Consider the following 22,438-nt stretch of genomic DNA (forward strand, 5'->3'; position numbering starts at 1 on the left):
TCAGCCTCCGGTCACGGTGGGGAAGAACGCCACTTCGTCGCCGTCGGCCAGCGGCTCATCGAGCTGACACAGGTCTTCGTTGCGGGCGCACATCAGGTTTTGCTCTTTCAACACATCGAAACCTTCACGCGCGGCCAACAGTGTCCGAACGTCGTCCACCGTGGAGAAATCGCCCTCGACCCTTTGCGAATCAACGCCCAACGCTTCGCGATAACGCGCAAAAAACTTCACGGTAATGTTCATGGCGCATCCGCCTGGAAGTGGCCGCTCTTGCCGCCGAGTTTCTCCAGCACCCGCACGCCTTCGATGGTCATGCCCCGATCCACGGCCTTGCACATGTCGTAGATCGTCAACGCGGCAACACTGGCGGCGGTCAGCGCTTCCATCTCCACGCCGGTCTGCCCCGACAGTTTGCAACGGGCAACGATGCGCACCCGGTCCTCGCCTTCGGCATTGAGTTCGACCTTGACGCTGGTGAGCATCAGCGGATGGCAGAGCGGAATCAGATCACTGGTTTTTTTCGCCGCCTGAATACCGGCAATCCGCGCAACGGCGAACACATCGCCTTTGGGATGACCGCCGCTGACGATCATCTGCAGCGTTTCGGGCAGCATGCGCACAAAGGCCTCGGCCGTGGCTTCACGGAACGTCACGGCCTTGTCGGTCACGTCGACCATGTTGGCGCGACCTTGGGAATCGAGGTGAGTCAGCACGGGGTTACTCCTGATCGGGAGCATCGATTGTAAACCCGTGAGTCAGATTCCGGCACGCTTGATTGTCGCATCCGTGGTGATCTGCAATTTCCCAACCACCGCAAATTCTTTGTGGGAGCGGGCTTGCTCGCGAAAGCGGAGTGTCAGACAGCATATTTGTAACTGTTAAACCGCCTTCGCGGGCAAGCCCGCTCCCACAGGGATTATGTATCGGCACAAAAAAACCGGGCGATGTTGAGATCGCCCGGTTTGGGTGGGGTTACAGGTGCGATTCGGCGTATTCGGCCAGGATCGAGCGCGGTACGCCCTGCAGGGTGATGTGGACCCCGTTGGGGAAATCTTTGAAGCGTTCGGTCAAGTAGGTCAGCCCGGAACTGGTCGCGGACAGGTAAGGGGTGTCGATCTGTGCCAGGTTGCCCAGGCACACCACTTTGGAACCGGCGCCGGCACGGGTGATGATGGTTTTCATCTGGTGCGGGGTGAGGTTCTGGCATTCGTCGATCAGGATCAGGCTCTGCTGGAAGCTGCGGCCGCGAATGTAGTTGAGGGATTTGAACTGCAACGGCACCTTGCTGAGGATGTAATCAACGCTGCCATGGGTGCTTTCGTCATCCATATGCAAGGCTTCAAGGTTATCGGTGATGGCGCCCAGCCAAGGCTCCATTTTTTCTGCTTCGGTGCCGGGCAAAAAGCCGATTTCCTGATCCAGGCCCTGCACACTACGGGTGGCGATGATACGCCGGTAGCGCTTGCTGACCATGGTCTGTTCGATGGCAGCGGCCAGGGCCAGGATGGTCTTGCCGGAACCGGCGGCGCCGGACAGGTTGACCAGGTGGATATCCGGGTCGAGCAAGGCGAACAGGGCCAGGCTCTGGTAGATATCCCGCGGCTTGAGGCCCCAGGCCTCCTGATGCAGCAGGGGTTCCTGGTGCAGATCGAGAATCAGCAGCTTGTCGACCTGGATTTCCTTGATCCAGCCGACGAAACCTTGTTCATCGATGATGAACTCATTGATGTGCACCGCCGGCAGATTGTCGATCAACTGCACCTGATGCCAGGTGCGGCCATGGTCCTGGCGGGTCTCGACCTTGCTCACTCGGTCCCAGAAGGAGCCGGTCATGGTGTGATAGCCGTTGGGCAGCAGCGACACGTCGTCGACCAATTGGTCGGTGCTGTAGTCCTCCGCCGCGATCCCGCAGGCACGGGCCTTGAGGCGCATGTTGATGTCTTTGGTCACCAGCACCACGGCCTGATCCTGGTTGCGCGCGTGCAGGTCGATCAACTGGTTGATGATGATGTTGTCGTTCAGGTGTTCGGGCAGCACCAAATTGGGTTCGGTGCGTTTGCTCATCAGGATCGAGAGCAGGCCCTTGGGACCACTTTTGCCCCGCTGGATCGGCACGCCCAGCTCAACGTCCTCAGGCGAGGCGTCTCCCAGGGTCTTGTCGATCAGGCGGATCGCCTGCCGGCACTCAGCGGCGACGCTGTGATGCCCGCTCTTGAGCTTGTCCAGCTCCTCGAGCACGGTCATCGGGATGGCAACATGGTGTTCTTCGAAGTTCAGGAGTGCGTTTGGATCGTGGATCAATACGTTGGTATCGAGTACATAGAGGATTGGCTGGTTGGAGGAAGGGCTACGTCCGTGGTCATCCATACTCGGTCACCTTTGTGGGGGCCATTCGACGCAATACCGTGACAGTGCTGCGCCTCGAAGTAGCCACCGAATTCACCCGCAAGGCTTGAGGTGAACTGCACACAACTGGGTCTTGGAAGACGCCACCTGTGTTGCAGGTTTCGGCGGTCTGACTTCTTGATACTCCAAAACACATGACAGGAAAAAGCACTTTGACGCTTTTTTGAAGTTTATTTTTCAGAGTGACGAATAACCCTTGGCGTTGTGGCGTTGCGCCGTTAAAGTCGGAAGTCCGGTCGTCATGAAAGTGCACCGTTTTTTCCTCCTCCCCCCGTGTTTCCGGGCCTTTCGCCAAATCAGCGAAACGCGGCCCGACAGTCCTCCCAGCCGATCCCGCTTTGCGCCGTTTGCGTAATGAGCCAGGGCAGCGCCGTTTTCAACGCGTCCTGTTTGACGTTGAAATTGATCACGCCGTGGCGCCACAACAGCATCAGGGTCAGGGTGCGCTGAGCGCTTTGCTCGGGTTTGAGCCGACCGGTGCTGTCCTGGGGGTCGATATCCCAGAGCGCCACTTGCAGGCCCTGGTTGCGGAAAAATGCGCCAGCATCGCTACGACGCTGGCCCTGGGGCGGGCGGAACAGCGGCACGTAGTTTTCCGGCAGCTTGCCCTTGACCAGATCGACGCTGCGCCGTACCGAGTCCTGCCAGTCCTGCCAATGGCTGTGGGAGCGGAACTCCCAACCCTGGACACCGACGCACTGCCCCGAATACATGGCCTGGAGGTTGTTGACCGAGCGCTCGGCAAGCCGCGCCTGGATGTCCTTGCCCAGCACGAAGAAGGTGCCGTTCATGTTCGACTTGCGCAGGTATTCAGTCAGCCACGGGGTATTGTCCGGCGTGATGTTGGCCGCGCTGTCGAAGGTCAGCAGGAACAACCGGTCGTTCAGATCATCACCGTTGCGCTCGTAATCACCGAAACGCGCGATTTCGCTGCTGGTTTGCGGAAACAGCGCGGCCTTGCGCAGCAGCTCGTCCAGGTATTGAGTGTGGAAGATCCGGCTCGGCTCAGCCCACTTGATGTAGTAGGAGTTTTCATCGAGCGTGAGCCTGCCCGCCTCTTCGCGCAACGTCGCCAGGTCTTCCACCAGAAAACAGAACGACGCATCCTGATCGCAGCTTTGCTGGGCGAAGTTGTAGTTGCTCAGCAGTCGCTGCCACAACCGCGCGCGCAGGGTGTCGATCGCCGCCATATTGATTGTGCGCAGCCCCAGGTGCTGCTTGAGGGCGATTTCGTCCATGGCATCGGTGTCCAGCAGGACCCGGGCGAACATCAGGATCTCGGCTCGCGAGGCCACGTCGAACAGCGTCGGGCTGGTGAGCTGCTCCGGCCAGGTGCTGCGGTCCAGGGTGGCGATGTCGTTGGGAGCGGCAATGGCCGCGATGCTCAGGAACCAGGCCGACAATAGAAGGACGATGCGCAAAAGGGATGTCTCCATAACGAAACCCGCGCGGCATCATAGCTGATCTAGCCAAACCCAACGCGGCGGGGAAGCCGTTGTGGCGAGGGTGCTTTTGTGGCGAGGGGATTTATCCCCGCTGGGCTGCGCAGCAGCCCCCTGATGAAAGGATTGCAATCAACCTCATGACCGAGCCGTCAGCCTTGGGGCTGCTTCGCAGCCCAGCGGGGATAAATCCCCTCGCCACAGGACAGGGCACCTCCTATGAACTCCAGCATAATCCCACCCACTGATCACCTATCACCCCAATAGCTGGAGTCCACCCGGACAACCCCCTAGAATCGCCGCACCTTTGAAGGAGACGATTGCATGCTGATGGTGATTTCCCCCGCCAAGACCCTCGATTACGACACTGCGCCGGCCACTGAGCGTTTTACCCAGCCGCAATACCTGGATCACTCCCAGGCGTTGATCGAACAATTGCGCGAATTCTCTCCGGCACAGATCAGCGCGCTGATGCACGTTTCCGACAAGATCGGCGGCCTCAATGCCGCACGGTTCGGCAGCTGGACCCCGGCGTTCACCCCGGCCAATGCCAAACAGGCACTGCTGGCCTTCAAGGGTGATGTGTACACCGGCCTCGATGCACAAAGCTTTGCCGAAGCCGATTTCGACTACGCCCAGGAGCACCTGCGCATGCTCTCCGGTCTTTATGGCCTGCTGCGTCCATTGGACCTGATGCAACCCTATCGCCTGGAGATGGGCACGAAGCTGGCCAATGCCCGGGGCAAGGACCTTTATGCGTTCTGGGGTAACCGTATCAGTGAATGGCTGAACGAAGCGCTGGCCGACCAGGGCGACGACATACTGTTGAACCTGGCCTCCAATGAATACTTCTCGGCGGTCAAACGCAGCGCGCTCAAAGCGCGCGTCATTGATACCGAGTTCAAGGACCTGAAAAACGGCCAGTACAAAATCATCAGCTTCTACGCCAAGAAGGCTCGTGGCCTGATGAGTCGCTTCGTGATTCAGGAACGCATCAACGACCCGGCAGCCCTCAAACAGTTCGACGCCCAGGGCTACCGTTTCAATGCTCAACAATCGAGCCCGGACAAACTGGTGTTCCTGCGTGACCATGCCCCCGAATAAAGCACACCTTTATAGGGCCCCTTGATCAGGGCCCTTGATCAAACCCGAACACGTCATCTAACTTCCCCGCCTACTTCGTCAGTTCCATGACGCCAATAAATCGCCCCCTCTACCCACTAACTTTTGTTTCACTCGACACCTGTCAGTTTTTTACGTAGTGGCACCAAATTTTTTATTCAGTAGTGGCACAAAAATATCTACCCCCCTTAACTCCCCGTTATCAAAGGTCAAAATGGTAGGTGCCATCATCATGAGGCCAGTGCCATCTTTCATAATATTTCGAAAAATTTCGAAAATCGCGATGAGCGGATCGGAACTATGTGAAATTGCACGGCTCATACCACCCGTAACGATTCTCGCCGATGCTGTACGAGATAACTTACGTGGGACGCCGAGCGGAGTAATCAGTTTGTCATGACAACTTAGCGAAACGGTCGTCTAATGGGATCCACTCTTTAAGGATGGGAGATAACGCACCAATACTATCCCCTACAAGGCCAAGGCTGCGCCCCTATAACGTGCTCACCCGAGCACACAAGCTTCTGATTTTGTGGGCTTTTTGCCAGGGATCGGAGGTGAAGGACCTTTGCACGAGCGTTCCCGAATACGAGGACTGGCTGCATAACAGGGCAGGTCATAACAACTAGGCCGCATTGCGCACAACTTGAGTGCACTTATTTAGACACTCGGAACTTAGTATGCCTGCACACGGCATTGTGGCGCCTGCATTCCACACTTCCGAGTGCACTATGACCGCTGAACACTATTAACTCCGGCCATTTAATGGCGTGAAAAACAGAGGTAAATGCGATGCGCATTAGCATATTTGGTTTGGGTTACGTCGGTGCAGTATGTGCCGGTTGCCTGTCTGCACGGGGCCATGATGTCGTTGGCGTAGATGTCGCCAAAGACAAAATCGACATGATCAACGCCGGTAAATCGCCGATCGTTGAACCCGGTCTGGGCGAACTGTTAGCGCAAGGTATTGAAACAGGCCGTCTGCGCGGAACCACCAACTTCGCCGAAGCGATTCGTGATACTGACCTGTCGATGATTTGCGTCGGTACACCGAGTAAAAAGAACGGCGATCTGGAACTGAACTACATCGAAGCGGTGTGCCGCGAGATCGGTTTTGTCCTGCGCGACAAGACCACCCGCCACACCATCGTGGTTCGCAGCACCGTGCTGCCGGGCACCGTAGCGAATGTGGTCATCCCGATTCTGGAAGACTGCTCCGGCAAGAAAGCCGGTGTCGATTTCGGCGTCGCGGTCAACCCTGAATTCCTGCGCGAAAGCACCGCCATCAAGGACTACGACCTGCCACCGATGACCGTCATCGGCGAGTTCGACAAAGCCTCCGGCGACGTTCTGCAATCGCTGTACGAAGAGCTCGATGCGCCGATCATCCGCAAGGACATCGCTGTCGCCGAGATGATCAAGTACACCTGCAACGTCTGGCACGCCACCAAGGTGACCTTCGCCAACGAGATCGGCAACATCGCCAAGGCCGTCGGCGTCGATGGCCGCGAAGTGATGGACGTGGTCTGCCAGGACAAGACCCTGAACCTGTCCCAGTACTACATGCGCCCAGGCTTCGCCTTCGGCGGCTCGTGCCTGCCCAAGGACGTTCGCGCCCTGACCTACCGCGCCAGCTCCCTGGACGTGGAAGCGCCGCTGCTCAACTCGCTGATGCGCAGCAACGAATCCCAGGTGCAGAACGCCTTCGACATCGTTTCCAGCCACGACAAGCGCAAAGTCGCCCTGCTGGGTCTGAGCTTCAAGGCCGGTACCGACGACCTGCGTGAAAGCCCACTGGTAGAACTGGCGGAAATGCTGATCGGCAAGGGTTTCGACCTGAAGATCTACGACAGCAACGTCGAATACGCCCGCGTCCACGGTGCGAACAAGGATTACATCGAGTCGAAGATCCCTCACGTCTCGTCCTTGCTCAACGCCGATTTCGACTCGGTGATCGACAGCTCCGACATCATCATCCTGGGCAACCGCGACGAGAAGTTCCGCGCGCTGACCGAAAACGTACCGGAAGGCAAGCAGGTCATCGACCTGGTTGGCTTCATGTCCAAGGCCACCAACCCGAGTGGCCGGACCGAAGGCATCTGCTGGTAAGTCTGTTTGCCGGCTGGGGCAACGCCCCGGCCGGCCTTTCGCCTGCCTTAACCCATCGGGCCGCCCACAAGGCCCGCCCGAGATAGAGACGGATGCAGATTATGCACAGGCTAAAGCACGGCCTGCTTCAGGCCGCCGGTTGGCTGTTTTACTTGAGTTTATTGATGGGCATCGCCATGGCGTTGCCCACGTCCACGTTCGACTCCGAATCCAAGGATTTCATTTTCCTGATCGGCGCCGTGGGCATCTGGCGTTACTCCATGGGAGCGACGCATTTCGTGCGCGGCATGATCTTCCTGTACATCGTCTACCCGCATCTGCGCCGCAAGGTGCGCAAGCTGGGCAAGGCTGCGGATCCGTCCCACGTGTACCTGATGGTCACCAGCTTCCGGATCGATGCGCTGACCACCGCCCAGGTCTACAGCTCGGTGATTCGCGAGGCCATCGACTGTGGGCTGCCCACCACCGTGGTCTGCTCCATCGTGGAGATGTCCGACGAACTGCTGGTCAAGAGCCTTTGGGCGCGCATGAACCCGCCAGAGCACGTCAAGCTGGACTTCGTGCGCATCCCTGGCACCGGCAAGCGTGACGGCCTGGCTTTCGGTTTCCGCGCCATCTCCCGCCACTTGCCGGACGACCGTGCAGTGGTCGCGGTGATCGATGGCGATACCGTGCTCGCCGAAGGCGTGGTGCGCAAGACCGTGCCGTGGTTCCAACTGTTCGGCAACGTCGGCGGCCTGACCACCAACGAGTTCTGCGAAGTGCGCGGCGGCTACATCATGAGCGAATGGCACAAGCTGCGTTTCGCTCAGCGCCACATCAACATGTGCTCCATGGCCCTGTCCAAGCGTGTGCTGACCATGACCGGCCGCATGTCGGTGTTCCGCGCCACGGTGGTCACCAACCCGGACTTCATCGCCGACGTGGAAAGCGACTCGCTGCAACACTGGCGCCTGGGCCGCTTCAAGTTTCTCACCGGCGACGACAAGTCGAGCTGGTTCAGCCTGATGCGCCTGGGCTACGACACGTTCTACGTACCCGATGCGGCGATCAACACCGTCGAGCACCCGCCGGAAAAAAGCTTCATCAAGGCCAGTCGCAAGCTGATGTTCCGCTGGTATGGCAACAACCTGCGGCAGAACTCCCGGGCACTGGGCCTGGGCATGAAGCGTCTGGGCCTGTTCACCTCGGTGGTGCTGTTCGACCAGCGCGTGTCGATGTGGACCTCGCTGCTGGGCCTGACCGTGGCACTGATTGCCAGCTTCAAGTACGGCACCGCGTTCATCCTGGTGTACCTGCTGTGGATCGGCATCACCCGGTTGCTCTTGACCCTGTTGCTGTCGTGCTCCGGACACCGGATCGGTCCGGCCTACCCGGCGATTCTCTATTACAACCAGATCGTTGGCGCGCTGGTGAAGATCTACGTGTTCTTCCGCCTCGACCAACAGTCCTGGACTCGCCAGCCCACCCATCTGACCCGTGATCTCGCCAGCTTTCAACGTTGGTTCAACACTTGGTCGTCTCGGACCATGACCTTCTCCGCCGGCAGCGTGTTTGTTGCCGTGCTGCTGATGATGGTCTGACCGAACTCGCCTGAATTAACTAGGAAATCGCCCCTATGAACACCGCCGTGAATGTCAACGTAGTGCATGAATCCGAAGCCCAGCGCCAACACGCCCGAGTGAAAATCCCGGCCAAGTTGCGTTTCTTCGGCCCCGACCGTACACCCATGGAAGTCAAGGTCCTGGACCTGTCCGCCGGCGGCCTGTGCTTCAACGCCGGCCAGATGCCGCTCAAGGTGGGCGAAGCGTACAAGGGTCGCCTGCAATTCGTGATCGACAACCTTGGCCTGGCCATGGACGTGGAACTGCAGGTTCGCTCCTATGACCGCCAGACCGGTCGCACCGGTTGCCAGTTCCAGAATCTGGAGCCTCGGGACATCTCGACGCTGCGTCACATCATCACCTCGCACCTGGCCGGCGACATCGTCGGCGTCGGCGATGTGCTGGCGACCTTGCAACGCGACAACTTCACCAAGGCACGCAAGCAGAAGGATGACAACGGTGGCATGACCGCCCTGGGTCGCCTGCGGGCCGTGACCTTCAGCCTGGCGATTTTTATCGTCGGCCTGGCGGCGTTCGGCTTCATCTTCAAGTCGGTGTACGGCATGTACTTCGTCAGCCACGCCCAGGCGGGCCTGGTGAACGTACCGGGCACGTCCATCACCATGCCGCGCGACGGCACCGTGCAGAGCCTGGTCCAGGCCGACGGCGTGGCCGCCAAAGGCGCCCCGCTGGCCACGTTCAGCACCAGCATGCTCGATGTGCTCAAGGGCCACCTGGACGACAACCAGCTGCAACCGTCCAAGGTCGAGGAACTGTTCGGCAAGCAAATGACCGGCACCCTGACCTCGCCGTGCGACTGCATCGTGGCCCAGCAACTGGTGTCCGACGGTCAGTACGCCAGCAAGGGTGACGTGATCTTCCAACTGGTGCCACGTAACAGCGAGGCCAACGTTGAGGCGCGCTTCTCCTATCGCCAGTTCAGCGACGTGCGCCCAGGCACTCCGGTCAGCTTCCAGGTCGCCGGCGAAGACGCCATCCGTACCGGCAAGATCGTCAGCAGTACCAGCCTGAAAAGTGCCGACCTGTCGTCCGATATCCGTGTACTGATCCAGCCTGATGAACCCCTGGACAGCTCGCTGGCCGGCCGGCCGGTAGAAGTCACCAGCGACCGAGGCCCGAACCTGAACTGGCTGATCGACAAAGCCATGGCCGTCGGTATTTAAGTCGAGGACATGCCCGTGACCATTACAAAAATCCTGAACACACCGCAGTTTCTGTGGGAGCGGGCTTGCTCGCGAAAGGATCAACGCGGTCTTACCGTGGCACCGCAGCGCCTGCTTCGCGAGCAAGCCCGCTCCCACAGAGGGTTTGCATTTTGTGCACTGGCACTGGCGGTCAGCCTCAGCGGCTGCGCGGGCCTGCCCGACCAGCGCCTGGCCAACGAAGCCCTCAAGCGCGGCGACACCACGCTGGCGCAGCAGAACTATCAGCAACTGGCCAACCTGGGCTACAGCGAAGCCCAGGTCGGCCTGGCCGACATCCAGGTCAGCAGCCGCGACCCCGAGCAAATGAAAAAAGCCGAGGCGACTTACCGCGCCGCGGCGGATATCTCGCCGCGGGCCCAGGCTCGCCTGGGGCGCCTGCTGGTGGCCAAACCCGGCTCCACCGAAGCTGAAAAGCATGAAGCCGAAGGGCTGCTGAAGAAAGCCTTCGCCAACGGCCAGGGCAACACCCTGATCCCGCTGGCGATGCTGTACCTGCAATACCCTCACAGTTTTCCGAACGTGAACGCTCAGCAGCAGATCAACCAATGGCGCAGTGCCGGTTACCCGGAAGCGGGCCTGGCGCAGATTCTGCTCTATCGCACCCAGGGTACTTACGACCAGCATCTGGATGAAGTGGAAAAAGTCTGCAAGGCCGCGTTGGCCACCACCGACATCTGCTACGTCGAACTGGCCACGGTCTATCAGAAACGCGGCCAGCCTGAACAGCAGGCCGAGTTGCTCAAGCAGATGCAGGCCGGTCACCGCAGTGGCACCGTGTCCGCCCAGCGCGTGGACAGCGTCGCCCGAGTCCTGGCCGATGCGAGCCTGGGCAAGACCGACGAAAAGACCGCGCAGGCGTTGCTCGAAGACATCGCCCCTGCCTATCCCGCTGCCTGGGTCACCCTGGCGCAGATTCTCTACGACTTCCCCGAATTGGGTGACGTCGACAAGATGATGCAGTACCTGGAAAACGGCCGCGCCGCCGATCAGCCGCGTGCCGATCTGTTGCTGGGCAAGCTGTACTACGAAGGCAAGTGGGTACCGGCTGACGCCAAGGTCGCCGAAGCACATTTCCAGAAAGCCGTTGGCCGTGAAGTGGCCGCCGATTACTACCTGGGTCAGATCTATCGCCGCGGCTACCTGGGCCAGGTGTACTCGCAAAAGGCCCTGGACCATCTGCTCAAGGCCGCCCGCAACGGCCAGAACAGTGCTGACTTCGCCATTGCCCAGTTGTTCTCCCAAGGCAGGGGCACCAAGCCCGACCCGGTCAATGCTTATGTGTTCAGCCAGTTGGCCAAGGTCCAGAACACCCCGCAGGCCATCGAGCTTGCCCAGACCCTCGAAGCCCAATTACCGCCGAACCAGCTTGCACAAGCCCAGCGCCTGCTCCAACAGGAGCAGGCCGTTCGTGGTGCCATGAGCCCCGATTCGCTGGAACTGCAAGCCCTAAAAGAAGATGACGGCGAGGAACCTCTATGAAGCCTTTGAAGCTCAATCCTTTTGTGCAGGCCGGTATTGGCCTGTCGTTTGCCCTGCTGTGGTCGTGTCCGACCCTGGCGGCCCTGACCGAAGACCAGAACTTCGGCCTGGACGTGAAAATCACCGCCCAGTCCGAAGACGATCGCGACCTCGGCACCCAGCGCGGTGGCGACGTCAACGGTATCGGCCTGGACCTGCGTCCGTGGATCTACGGTGAGCGCGGTGCCTGGAGCGCCTACGCCATGGCCCAGGCCGTGACGTCGACCGACACCATCGAGACCGACACCCTGCAACAGTCAGATGACGCAACCGCGCAAACCGACAGCGGTGATCGCGAAGTCAAGAAGAACTACCTGGCCATGCGCGAGTTCTGGATTGGCTATCGGGGCCTGACCCCTTACCCCGGCGAGCAGCTGAAGTTCGGCCGCCAACGCCTGCGCAACGAAGACGGCCAATGGCGCGACACCAATATCGAAGCCCTGAACTGGACCTTCGACACCACCTTGTTGCGGGCCAACCTGGGTGTTGCCGAGCGTTTCAGCGAATACCGCACCGACCTCAAGGAATTGGCGCCCGACGACAAGGACCGCCTGCACGTCTACGGTGACGTGGGCTACCAGTGGATGCCAGGCCAGTGGGCCGGGATCCGCGCCCACCACACCCACGACAATGGCAGCCTCGATTACCCGACCCCGGGCGAAGCCACCGACTCCCTGGACAAGACCCAGAACGGTGACCTGTCCTGGCTGGGGCTGGAAGCCAATAGCGACGCCTACAACTGGCGTAATACCAACACCGTCAACTACTGGGCCAGCCTCACCGGCATGACCGGCGATCGCGACACCGTCAACCCGCTCAACGCCGACGGCACGCGCCCCACGCAACTCAAGCGCAGTGACGACGTCGATGGCTGGGCCACCGACCTGGGCATCCGCCTGCGCCTGGACCCGCAGTGGCAAGTCGGCGCGGCCTATGCCCGCGCCAGCGAGGACTACGAACAGAACGGTCTGCAAAGCAACCGCTCGAACTACACCGGCACCCGCTCGCGCGTCCACCGTTTCGGTGAAGCCTTCCGTGGCGAAATGGCCAACACCCAGAGCGCCAGCCTGTTCGGTTCCTGGCAGTTGCGTGACGAGTACGACGCCAGCCTGGTGTACCACAAGTTCTGGCGCGTGGACGGCAACAAGCCGGTGGGCAGTAACGGCATCAACGCGGTGCAAAACAACACCGACGATGTGACCGGCGCGATCCTGTCCACCTCGTCCCTGCCACTGCGCGACGGCAACAAGGACCTGGGCCAGGAAGTCGACCTTGTGGTCACCAAGTACTTCAAGCAAGGCCTGCTGCCGGCCGCGCTGAGCCAGTCCATCGACGAGCCGTCGGCGCTGGTGCGCTTTCGTGGCGGCGTGTTCAAGCCAGGCGACGCTTACGGCAAAGAGGTCGATTCATACATGCATCGCGCCTTTGTCGACGTGATCTGGCGCTTCTGATGCGAATGACCATGGGAGTGCCCGATATGAACCGCTACCTCAGGAACAGCCAGGCGATGAAAGGTTCGATCAGCCTGTTGGCCGCAGCGATGCTGCTGGCCGGCTCGTCGGCGTTCGCCAACGTTGAACCGGTGGTCAAACCGGGCAACGTGGTCAAGGAACTGCAACAAGCCAAGACCTACACCGTCAGCAGCGCGCCCACTGCTCCGCTGGAACTGGCGGCGCCGACCCTGCCCGACCTCACAGGCTTCAACGCCGAAGCGGTCGCGGACAAGATCGTGCGCAGCAAGCCCGGCAAGATCAGCGTGCGCCGGATGATGCAGGAAAACGCCTTGAAGGACTTCATCGGCGGCGACAACAAGATGGCCGAGTGGGTGGTGCGCCAGCACGGCATCCCACAGGCCATCTTCATCGACGATGGCTACATGAACCTCAAGGACCTGGCCAAGAAAGTGCCCAAACAGTACCTCAGGGAAACCTCGCCGGGCGTCTTCCTGGCCAGGATTCCCATTGTGGTGGGTGAAAAAGGCATCCTGGAAATCGACAAACAGACCCAGGAACTGCGCCTGTCCCAAGAGGGCGGCTCGTTCCTGGTCAACGATGGAAAGATGTACATCCGCGACACCAAGGTCACTGGCTGGCGCGAAAAGGACAATGGCCCCGCCACGTTCCGCTCGGCCAACGAATTCCGTCCGTTCCTGCTGTCCTGGGGCGGCACCGAGACTTACATCGTCAATACCAAAATGGCCAGCTTCGGCTACGCCAACAGTAAGTCGTACGGGGTGAGTATTTCCCAGTACACGCCCAACATGGCCAAGGTCCTCAAGCGTCCGGAACCGACCGGCTGGATCATCGATTCCGAGTTCTCGGACATGTGGTACGGCTTCTACTGCTACGAAACCGAAGACTTCGTGGTCAAGGGCAACACCTACAAGGACAACATCGTCTACGGCATTGACCCCCACGACCGTTCCCATCGGCTGATCATCGCCGACAACACCGTCTACGGGACCAAGAAGAAGCACGGGATCATCATTTCCCGTGAGGTCAACGACAGCTTCATTTTCAACAACCGCAGCTACGACAACAAACTCTCGGGCCTGGTGATCGACCGTAACAGCGTGAACAACGTGATTGCCTACAACGAGATCTACAAGAACCACACAGACGGCATCACGCTGTACGAGAGTGGTGACAACCTGTTGTGGGGCAACAAAGTGATCAGCAACCGGCGCCACGGCATCCGGATTCGTAACAGCGTGAACATCCGCCTGTACGAAAACGTGTCCATGGCCAACGGCCTGACCGGGCTTTACGGCCACATCAAGGACCTGTCAGACACCGACCGGGACATCAAGCTCGACCCGTTCGACGCCCAGGTCTCGCTGATCGTGGTCGGTGGCGAACTCGCTGCCAACGGCAGCGGCCCATTGTCCATCGACTCTCCGTTGAGCGTTGAGCTGTACCGCGTGTCCATGCTCGCGCCGACCAAATCCAGCGGCATCAGCTTCTCGGGGATCCTGGGCGAGCGCCAGGATGAAATTCTCGACCTGCTGGTGCGCCAGCAGAAAGCCGTGCTGATCGACCCTGTCGAACGCCAGACCGAAATGCGGGACTGAGGATGACCTTTATGAACCCACAGATGATCAAACTTCTGGGCCTGTCCGCCCTGACGGCCGGCATTCTCGCCGCCACCAGCGGCGCACGCGCCGACGAAATCACAGCCCCCACGTTTACTGCCGAACCGTGCTGCAACCTGTGCCCTGCTGCCCATGACGCGAAGAACTACACCACGCGCTATCAGCAGAACTTCACCACGCTGGTGCAGGCTCAGGGCGATTGGTTGTTCCGCACCCAGGAAGACTTGCGTACGGAATTCGACACCACCCCGGCCGGCTACAAGCGCATGCAGCAGTTGCACGACGCGTTCAAGAAAAAAGGCGTTGAGCTGGTGCTCGTCTATCAACCGACCCGGGGCCTGGTGAACCGCAACAAACTCAACCCCCAGGAAAAGGCCAGTTACGACTTCGACAAGGCCCTGACCAACTACAAGACCATGCTCGGACGTTTCGCGCAGATGGGTTATGTGGTGCCGGACCTGTCGCCGTTGACCAACGAAAGCCTGCCCGACACCCTGCCGGCCCACGATTTCTACTTCCGTGGCGACCAGCACTGGACCCCCTACGGCGCCCAGCGCACGGCGAAGATCGTGGCCGAGAAGGTCAAGCAGATCCCGGCCTTCGCCGACATCCCCAAGCAGGAATTCGAGACCAAGAAGTCCGGCCGCATGGGCAAGACCGGCACTCTGCACAACATGGCCGGCCAGCTGTGCGGCACCAGCTACGCGATCCAGTACATGGATCAGTTCACCACCGAGCCGAAAGGCGAAGCCGGCGACGGCGACCTGTTCGGCGACTCCAGTAATCCGCAGATCACCCTCGTGGGCACCAGTCACAGCGGCAAGAACTACAACTTCGCCGGCTTCCTCCAAGAAGCCATCGGCGCCGACATCCTCAACGTTGCCTTCCCCGGCGGCGGTCTGGAAGGCGCGATGATCCAGTACCTGGGCAGCGAAGAATTCCAGAAGAGCCCGCCGAAAATCCTGATCTGGGAATTCTCGCCGCTGTATCGCCTGGACCAGGAAACCATCTACCGCCAGATGATGGCGCTGCTGGACAACAACGGTTGCGAAGGCAAGCCCGCGCTGTTGAGCAGCAAAACGGCGCTCAAGCCCGGCAAGAACGAATTGATGGTCAACAGCAAGAACATGGACCTGCGTAACGGCAGCCACCAGATCGATATCCGCTTCGCCGATACGTCGGTGAAAACCCTGCAAGCCACCCTCTGGTACATGAACGGGCGCCACGAGGATATCAAGATCGAAAAACCGGACACTTCCGAAACCGACGGACGTTTCGCCTTCCAATTGCGCACCGACTCAGACTGGGCTTCCCAGAACCTGCTGGCTGTAGAAGTCCAGGGACCTGAAGCCGGTGCCGAGCCACAGCAAATCGAAGCGAAAGTCTGCAAACGCAACGCATCTCCGCAAGCCGGGCAACAAACGGCTCAAATCGGACAATGAGGTCTCGTCTCATGACCAGAACCATGCGCACCCGAACGTTGAAAACGCTGCTGGCGCCGTCCCTGCTGACCCTGGCGATATTCGCCGGCGCGACGCAGGCCGCGGCCCCGCTACGCCCGCCCCAGGGTTACTTCGCACCCATTGAAAAATTCAAGACGGGCAGCTCTGACGAGCGTTGCGAGGCAGTCCCGACGCCCTACACCGGCGCTCTGCAATTTCGCAGCAAGTACGAGGGTTCCGACAAGGCCCGCGCAACGCTGAACGTGAAATCGGAAAAAGCCTTCCGTGATGCCACTTCCGATATCACCCGGATCGAACGCGGCGTCAGCAAGCAAGTGATGCAATTCATGCGCGACGGTCGCCCCGAGCAGCTCGAATGCACCCTGAACTGGCTGACCGCCTGGGCCAAGGCCGATGCGCTGATGTCCAAGGACTTCAACCACACCGGCAAGTCCATGCGCAAATGGGCCCTGGGAAGCATGGCGTCGGCCTATGTTCGCCTGAAGTTCTCCGAGTCTCGTCCACTGGCCAATCATCAGGAGCAGGCGCAACTGATCGAAGGCTGGTTCAGCAAGATGGCCGATCAGGTGGTCAGCGACTGGGACAACCTGCCGCTGAAAAAAATCAACAACCACTCCTACTGGGCCGCCTGGTCGGTGATGGCCACCGCCGTGGCGACCAACCGCCGCGACCTGTTCGACTGGGCCGTCAAGGAATACAAGGTCGGCGTCAATCAGGTCGATGCCGAAGGCTTCTTGCCCAACGAACTCAAGCGCAAGCAACGGGCGCTGTCCTACCACAACTATGCCCTGCCGCCCCTGGCGATGATCGCCAGTTTTGCCCAGGTCAACGGCGTGGACCTGCGCCAGGAAAACAACGGCGCCCTCAAGCGTCTGGCTGACCAAGTCCTGGCCGGGGTGAAAGATCCGGAGATCTTCGAAGACAAGAACGGCGATGAACAGGACATGAAGGATCTGAAAGTCGATTCCAAGTTCGCCTGGCTCGAACCGTTCTGCAGCCTCTACACCTGCCCCGAGGACGTGCTGGAGCGCAAGCATGAAATGCAGCCGTTCAAGACGTTCCGCCTCGGCGGAGACTTGACCAAGGTGTACGACCCTACGTGGGAAAAAGGTGAGAAAGGTAGCTGATGCTGTAACCCCTGCCTGGCAGGGAACCTTGTGGGAGCGGGCTTGCTCGCGAATTCGGTCTGTCATCCAGCAATGATGTCGACTGATACACCGCCTTCGCGAGCAAGCCCGCTCCCACAGAGCAGTGTCAGACATGAACTGTGTTATGCCCCCCGGTTTTCATGGGGGGGGTTTGGGGGGGCTCTGGCCCTTGACTGTTGATTCATCATGGAGAGATCGGGATGGTATTTTCATCCAATGTGTTCCTGTTTCTGTTCTTGCCGATCTTTCTCGGCTTGTACTACCTGAGCGGGCAACGCTATCGCAACCTGCTGTTATTGCTGGCCAGCTATGTGTTCTATGCCTGGTGGCGCGTGGACTTCCTGGCGCTGTTCGCCGGTGTCACCCTGTGGAACTACTGGATCGGCCTGAAAGTCGGCGCCGCCGGCGTGCGCACCAAACCGGCCCAGCGCTGGCTGTTGCTCGGCGTGGGCGTGGACCTGTGCATCCTGGGCTACTTCAAGTACGCCAACTTCGGTGTGGACAGCCTCAATGCGATCATTACCGGCTTCGGTCTCAACCCATTCATCCTGACCCACGTGCTGTTGCCGATCGGGATCTCGTTCTACATCTTCGAGTCCATCAGCTACATCATCGACGTTTATCGCGGTGACACCCCGGCGACCCACAACCTGATCGACTTCGCAGCGTTCGTGGCGATCTTCCCGCACCTGATCGCCGGCCCTGTGTTGCGTTTCCGCGACCTGGCCGATCAGTTCAACAACCGCACCCACACCCTGGACAAGTTCTCCGAGGGCTGCACGCGCTTCATGCAGGGCTTCATCAAGAAGGTGTTCATCGCCGACACCCTGGCGGTGGTGGCCGACCATTGCTTTGCCCTGGAGAACCCCACCACGGGCGATGCCTGGCTTGGTGCCCTGGCCTACACCGCACAACTGTACTTCGACTTCTCCGGCTACAGCGACATGGCCATCGGCCTGGGCTTGATGATGGGTTTCCGTTTCATGGAAAACTTCAAGCAGCCCTACATCAGCCAGTCGATCACCGAGTTCTGGCGGCGCTGGCACATCAGCCTGTCGACCTGGCTGCGCGATTACCTCTACATCACCCTGGGCGGCAATCGCAAAGGCACGCTGATGACCTATCGCAACCTGTTCCTGACCATGCTGCTCGGTGGTCTGTGGCACGGCGCGAACATCACCTACGTGATCTGGGGTGCCTGGCACGGTATGTGGCTGGCCATCGAAAAAGCGGTAGGCATCAACACCACGCCACGCGCTCTGAATCCAATCCGCTGGGCACTGACGTTCCTGCTGGTGGTGATGGGCTGGGTGATCTTCCGTGCCGAGAACCTGCACGTAGCCGGCCGCATGTACAGCGCCATGTTCAGCTTCGGCGACTGGTCGCTGTCGGAACTGACCCGCGCCAACCTCACCGGTCTGCAAATCGCCACGCTGGCGGTGGCCTACGCCACCCTCGCCTTCTTCGGCCTGCGCGATCTCTACACCCATCAGCCACCGGTCAAAACCAAACCTGAAGTGAACACCGAGGCCGACGGTCCGGCCACGGCTCAACCAGGGCTGATCAAAGCCGTGCCGGGCGAAAACCCGTCGAACATTCATGAACCGGGCTACACCGTGGGCGTCGAAGCCCAGGTGCAACCGGCCTACTGGACTGCGGACTGGTCACGCTATGCGATGCGCGCCCTGGTGCTGATGTTGTTCATTGCCTCGATTCTCAAACTCTCGGCGCAAAGCTTCTCGCCGTTCCTTTACTTCCAGTTCTGAGGGATCTGAACATGACCCGCTCATTACGCATCTTCTACATCGCACTGTTCCTGCTGACCTTGACGGTCCTGGGCCTGTGGTCGGTGCGCAGCTTCTTCGGCTTCAGCACCAACCCCGATGCGACCGTGCTCAACGGTCGCTGGAGCAAAGCCGTCGAGACGCACTACGACGACGAGTTCCCGATCAAGCGCCTGGGCACCAACATCTGGGCGGCATTGGACTACAAGTTGTTCAACGAGGGCCGCAAAGGCGTGGTCCTGGGCCGCGACCAGTGGCTGTACAGCGACGAAGAGTTCAACCCGATCGTCAACGAACAACAGAACCTGCAAGGCAACTACGCGCTGGTCGAAGGCGTGCGCCAGAAGCTCAAGGAACAGGGCATCACCCTGGTCATGGCGATCGTGCCGGCCAAGGCGCGCCTCTACCCGGAACACTTGGGTGAAGTGAAGCCATCGAGCATTCACGCCAACCTCTACCAGGATTTCCATGCTCGCGTCGCGGCAGACAAGATCATCGCACCTGACCTGCTCGGCCCGATGCAACAGGCCAAGCAAAGCGGCCAGCAAGTGTTCCTGCGCACCGACACCCACTGGACCCCGGAAGGCGCGCAGGTCGCCGCCGAGAAACTGGCGAAGACGATTGCCGAGCGAACTCCGCTCAACGGCGAGCCACAACGCTTCGTCACCGAGACTGCGGAGAAAATCACCCACAAGGGCGACCTGCGTCAGTTCCTGCCCCTGGACCCGCTGTTTGAAAACCTGATGCCAGCCCAGGAGCCGCTGGTCAAACGCACCACCCGTGAAGCCGACGATCAGCCGGCCGAAGGCGACGCGTTGTTTGCCGATGACCAAGTGCCCGTGGCGCTGATCGGCACCAGTTACAGCGCCAACCCCAACTGGAACTTCGTCGGCGCCCTCAAGCAGGCCCTCAACAGCGACGTCGTGAACTACGCCGAAGACGGCCATGGCCCGATTCTGCCGATGCTCAGCTACCTCAAGAGCGACGCCTTCAAGAACAGCCCGCCACAGGTGCTGATCTGGGAGTTTCCTGAACGTTATCTGCCTGTGAACAACGAAATCGGTGACGCCGACCCGCAGTGGGTCGCAGAACTCAAAGAAGCCGGCGCGCGCCAACAGAACGTCGCCGCCAACACCCCATCCGAGACGCCCGACCGGGCGCAAAACTGAAAGAGAGGTCCACCATGACTTTCACTACAACTCCTCGCCGTCTCGCTGCTCGCTCCCTCAAGGCCGTTGCCCTGGTTGCCAGCATGAGTGCCCTTTCCCTGTCCGCCTTTGCCGGTGACTCGGCCCTGTACGGTCCGGTTGCGCCAAAAGGTTCGAGCTTCGTGCGGATCTACAACGCCAGCAATGCCGAAGTCAGCGCCACCGTCGGCAGCACCAACCTGAGCGACGTAGCACCACTGGCCAGCACCGACTTCAGCTTCATGCCCGGTGGCGACTACAGCGCCAAGATCGGCAGCCAGACCGTCCCGGTAAAACTGGCCCCCGATCACTATTACACCCTGGTCAACAACGCCAGCGGCCAGCCTCAGTTGATCGAAGAACCGCCGTTCAAGAACAAGCAGAAGTCCCTGGTACGCGTGCAGAACCTCAGTGACAAGCCACTGACCCTCAAGACCGCCGATGGCAAGACCGAAGTGGTCAAGACCGTGGCGGCCAAGGGCCGTGGCGAGCGTGAAATCAACCCGGTGAAAGTGAGCCTGGCGCTGTTCGATGGCGACAAGAAAGTCGGCGATCTCAAGCCCGTGGCCCTGGAGCGCGGCGAAGCGGCCGTGCTGTACGTCACCGGTTCGGGCAGCAGCCTGTCGCCAGTGTGGGTAAAACGCCCCGTGTCGACCCGCTGATCAATTCACCTGACTGACGCCCCCTGTGGGAGCGGGCTTGCTCGCGAATGCGGTCTGACATTCAACATCAATGTCGACTGATACGCCGCCTTCGCGAGCAAGCCCGCTCCCACCCTGGATCAAGGTGTCATTCGGGTACGGAACAACAACAAGAGAGTGAAACGACAGAACGCAGTAGCTCTAAAAACCATTTCGATTTGTAGGAGTAACAAACATGATTCCGGTGATCTTGTCAGGTGGTAGCGGCTCACGTCTTTGGCCGCTTTCGCGCAAGCAATTCCCTAAACAGTTCCTGGCCCTGACCGGCGAACACACCCTGTTCCAGCAGACCCTCGAGCGCCTGGTGTTCGAAGGCATGGACACCCCGATCGTGGTTTGCAACAAAGACCACCGGTTCATCGTCAACGAACAGTTGAGCAACCGCAATCTGGAAGCCCAGCGCATCCTGATGGAACCGTTCGGGCGCAACACCGCGCCGGCCGTGGCACTGACCGCAATGATGCTGGTCAATGAAGGTCGCGACGAGCTGATGCTGGTCCTGCCGGCCGACCACGTGCTTGAAGACCAGAAAGCCCTGCAGCGTGCGTTGGCCCTGGCCACCGTGGCCGCCGAGCGGGGCGAAATGGTGCTGTTCGGCGTACCGGCCACCAAACCGGAAACCGGTTATGGCTACATCAAGTCGACCAACGATGCCCTGCTGCCTGAAGGGGTGAGCCGCGTTTCGCACTTCGTCGAAAAACCCGACGTCAAGCGCGCCACCGAGTTCGTCGAGGCCGGCGGTTACTTCTGGAACAGCGGCATGTTCCTGTTCCGCGCCAGCCGTTTCCTCGAAGAGCTGAAAAAGCACGATCCGGACATCTACGACACCTGCCTGCTGACCCTTGAGCGCAGCGAGCAGACCCCCGACACCATCACCTTCGACGAAGCCACCTTCGCCTGCTGCCCGGACAACTCCATCGACTACGCCGTCATGGAAAAGACCCAGCGCGCCTGCGTGGTGCCACTGTCGGCCGGCTGGAGCGATGTCGGCTGCTGGTCGTCGCTGTGGGAAGTCAACCCCAAGGACGCCAACGGCAACGTCACCAAGGGCGACGTCGTCGTCCAGGACAGCCGTAACTGCATGATCCATGGCAACGGCAAGCTGGTGTCGGTGATCGGCCTGGACAACATCGTGGTGGTCGAAACCAAGGACGCCATGATGATCGCCCACAAGGACAAGGTCCAAGGCGTCAAGCAAATGGTCAACACCCTCAACGCCCAGGGCCGCACCGAAACCCAGAACCACTGCGAAGTCTATCGTCCGTGGGGTTCCTATGACTCGGTGGACATGGGCGGTCGTTTCCAGGTCAAGCACATCTCGGTCAAGCCGGGCGCATGCCTGTCGCTGCAGATGCACCACCACCGCGCCGAGCACTGGATCGTGGTCAGCGGCACCGCCGAAGTGACCTGCGATGAGAACGTGTTCCTGCTCTGCGAAAACCAGTCGACCTACATCCCGATCGCCTCGGTTCATCGCCTGCGCAACCCGGGCAAGATCCCACTGGAAATCATCGAAGTGCAGTCCGGCAGCTACCTGGGCGAAGATGACATTGAGCGCTTCGAAGACATCTACGGTCGCTCCACCCCGATCGAACGTGGCGTGTCGGTGAAAACCATCGCCCAATAACGATCAGCAA

Annotated in this window: 17 protein-coding genes; 13 read left to right on the plus strand and 4 right to left on the minus strand. The window is 60.1% G+C overall.

The features are described from left to right. The 4 genes from AAIS01_RS02045 to AAIS01_RS02060 form a co-directional block, all read right to left on the minus strand. The gene (locus AAIS01_RS02045; protein ID WP_343467575.1) at positions 1 to 243 is read right to left on the minus strand and encodes a MoaD/ThiS family protein; all 243 of its coding nucleotides are present in this window, start codon (positions 241 to 243) and stop codon (positions 1 to 3) included. Next, a complete protein-coding gene (moaC, locus tag AAIS01_RS02050; protein WP_076383624.1) occupies positions 240 to 713 on the minus strand; it encodes a cyclic pyranopterin monophosphate synthase MoaC in 474 nt (157 codons plus the stop codon). The genes AAIS01_RS02045 and moaC overlap by 4 nt, the downstream gene beginning before the upstream one ends. 259 nt (positions 714 to 972) lie before the next feature. After that, a complete protein-coding gene (locus AAIS01_RS02055; RefSeq protein WP_047228849.1) occupies positions 973 to 2,367 on the minus strand; it encodes a PhoH family protein in 1,395 nt (464 codons plus the stop codon). 335 nt (positions 2,368 to 2,702) lie between these two features. Then, on the minus strand, positions 2,703 to 3,827 hold the full coding sequence (locus AAIS01_RS02060) for a polysaccharide deacetylase family protein (RefSeq protein ID WP_343467622.1): 1,125 nt from the start codon (positions 3,825 to 3,827) through the stop codon (positions 2,703 to 2,705). A 345-nt stretch (positions 3,828 to 4,172) separates the two neighbouring features. Between AAIS01_RS02060 and yaaA the strand changes: the two genes are divergently transcribed. The 13 genes from yaaA to AAIS01_RS02125 all read left to right on the plus strand — a co-directional run bounded on the left by yaaA (position 4,173) and on the right by AAIS01_RS02125 (position 22,428). After that, positions 4,173 to 4,952: a peroxide stress protein YaaA gene (gene yaaA / locus AAIS01_RS02065; RefSeq protein WP_343467576.1), complete on the plus strand. Its 780-nt coding sequence runs from the start codon at positions 4,173 to 4,175 to the stop codon at positions 4,950 to 4,952. Between the two features lie 810 nt (positions 4,953 to 5,762). Next, positions 5,763 to 7,079, plus strand: a complete 1,317-nt coding sequence (locus AAIS01_RS02070; RefSeq protein ID WP_092456306.1) for a nucleotide sugar dehydrogenase — start codon at positions 5,763 to 5,765, stop codon at positions 7,077 to 7,079. 101 nt (positions 7,080 to 7,180) lie between these two features. Beyond that, the gene (gene alg8, locus AAIS01_RS02075; RefSeq protein ID WP_371913912.1) at positions 7,181 to 8,662 is read left to right on the plus strand and encodes a mannuronan synthase; all 1,482 of its coding nucleotides are present in this window, start codon (positions 7,181 to 7,183) and stop codon (positions 8,660 to 8,662) included. Positions 8,663 to 8,697: 35 nt separating this feature from the next. Beyond that, complete coding sequence (locus tag AAIS01_RS02080; protein WP_343467577.1) at positions 8,698 to 9,867, plus strand: PilZ domain-containing protein; 1,170 nt, start codon at positions 8,698 to 8,700, stop codon at positions 9,865 to 9,867. Between the two features lie 15 nt (positions 9,868 to 9,882). Next, entirely contained in the window at positions 9,883 to 11,388 is a 1,506-nt protein-coding gene (gene algK, locus AAIS01_RS02085; protein WP_343467578.1) for an alginate biosynthesis TPR repeat lipoprotein AlgK, read from the plus strand. Positions 11,389 to 11,393: 5 nt separating this feature from the next. Continuing rightward, the gene (locus AAIS01_RS02090; RefSeq protein WP_343467624.1) at positions 11,394 to 12,878 is read left to right on the plus strand and encodes an alginate export family protein; all 1,485 of its coding nucleotides are present in this window, start codon (positions 11,394 to 11,396) and stop codon (positions 12,876 to 12,878) included. Positions 12,879 to 12,904: 26 nt separating this feature from the next. Continuing rightward, complete coding sequence (gene algG / locus AAIS01_RS02095; protein WP_343467579.1) at positions 12,905 to 14,497, plus strand: mannuronan 5-epimerase AlgG; 1,593 nt, start codon at positions 12,905 to 12,907, stop codon at positions 14,495 to 14,497. 11 nt (positions 14,498 to 14,508) lie between these two features. Continuing rightward, positions 14,509 to 15,960: an alginate O-acetyltransferase gene (locus AAIS01_RS02100; RefSeq protein ID WP_343467580.1), complete on the plus strand. Its 1,452-nt coding sequence runs from the start codon at positions 14,509 to 14,511 to the stop codon at positions 15,958 to 15,960. A 23-nt stretch (positions 15,961 to 15,983) separates the two neighbouring features. After that, positions 15,984 to 17,108 (plus strand): mannuronate-specific alginate lyase, encoded by a 1,125-nt coding sequence (locus AAIS01_RS02105; RefSeq protein WP_343467625.1) that lies wholly within the window; start codon positions 15,984 to 15,986, stop codon positions 17,106 to 17,108. Positions 17,109 to 17,329: 221 nt separating this feature from the next. Further along, positions 17,330 to 18,895: an MBOAT family O-acyltransferase gene (locus AAIS01_RS02110; protein WP_343467581.1), complete on the plus strand. Its 1,566-nt coding sequence runs from the start codon at positions 17,330 to 17,332 to the stop codon at positions 18,893 to 18,895. An 11-nt stretch (positions 18,896 to 18,906) separates the two neighbouring features. After that, complete coding sequence (locus tag AAIS01_RS02115; protein ID WP_343467582.1) at positions 18,907 to 20,082, plus strand: alginate O-acetyltransferase; 1,176 nt, start codon at positions 18,907 to 18,909, stop codon at positions 20,080 to 20,082. 14 nt (positions 20,083 to 20,096) lie between these two features. After that, on the plus strand, positions 20,097 to 20,762 hold the full coding sequence (locus tag AAIS01_RS02120; RefSeq protein ID WP_343467583.1) for an alginate O-acetyltransferase AlgF: 666 nt from the start codon (positions 20,097 to 20,099) through the stop codon (positions 20,760 to 20,762). 214 nt (positions 20,763 to 20,976) lie between these two features. After that, the gene (locus AAIS01_RS02125; protein ID WP_343467584.1) at positions 20,977 to 22,428 is read left to right on the plus strand and encodes a mannose-1-phosphate guanylyltransferase/mannose-6-phosphate isomerase; all 1,452 of its coding nucleotides are present in this window, start codon (positions 20,977 to 20,979) and stop codon (positions 22,426 to 22,428) included. The last annotated feature ends 10 nt before the right edge of the window (positions 22,429 to 22,438 follow it).

This window comes from Pseudomonas halotolerans (assembly GCF_039581215.1).
GTDB classification, from domain to species: Bacteria; Pseudomonadota; Gammaproteobacteria; order Pseudomonadales; family Pseudomonadaceae; genus Aquipseudomonas; species Aquipseudomonas tehranensis.

Bases quoted from the DNA above. Each gene is read 5' to 3' on its own strand.
- AAIS01_RS02105 (WP_343467625.1), top strand. From the start codon at position 15,984: ATGCGCACCCGAACGTTGAAAACGCTGCTGGCGCCGTCCCTGCTGACC.
- AAIS01_RS02115 (WP_343467582.1), top strand. From the start codon at position 18,907: ATGACCCGCTCATTACGCATCTTCTACATCGCACTGTTCCTGCTGACC.
- AAIS01_RS02080 (WP_343467577.1), top strand. From the start codon at position 8,698: ATGAACACCGCCGTGAATGTCAACGTAGTGCATGAATCCGAAGCCCAG.
- AAIS01_RS02125 (WP_343467584.1), top strand. From the start codon at position 20,977: ATGATTCCGGTGATCTTGTCAGGTGGTAGCGGCTCACGTCTTTGGCCG.
- AAIS01_RS02045 (WP_343467575.1), bottom strand. From the start codon at position 243: ATGAACATTACCGTGAAGTTTTTTGCGCGTTATCGCGAAGCGTTGGGC.
- AAIS01_RS02100 (WP_343467580.1), top strand. From the start codon at position 14,509: ATGAACCCACAGATGATCAAACTTCTGGGCCTGTCCGCCCTGACGGCC.
- AAIS01_RS02055 (WP_047228849.1), bottom strand. From the start codon at position 2,367: ATGGATGACCACGGACGTAGCCCTTCCTCCAACCAGCCAATCCTCTAT.
- algG (WP_343467579.1), top strand. From the start codon at position 12,905: ATGAACCGCTACCTCAGGAACAGCCAGGCGATGAAAGGTTCGATCAGC.
- alg8 (WP_371913912.1), top strand. From the start codon at position 7,181: ATGCACAGGCTAAAGCACGGCCTGCTTCAGGCCGCCGGTTGGCTGTTT.
- yaaA (WP_343467576.1), top strand. From the start codon at position 4,173: ATGCTGATGGTGATTTCCCCCGCCAAGACCCTCGATTACGACACTGCG.
- AAIS01_RS02070 (WP_092456306.1), top strand. From the start codon at position 5,763: ATGCGCATTAGCATATTTGGTTTGGGTTACGTCGGTGCAGTATGTGCC.
- AAIS01_RS02120 (WP_343467583.1), top strand. From the start codon at position 20,097: ATGACTTTCACTACAACTCCTCGCCGTCTCGCTGCTCGCTCCCTCAAG.
- AAIS01_RS02110 (WP_343467581.1), top strand. From the start codon at position 17,330: ATGGTATTTTCATCCAATGTGTTCCTGTTTCTGTTCTTGCCGATCTTT.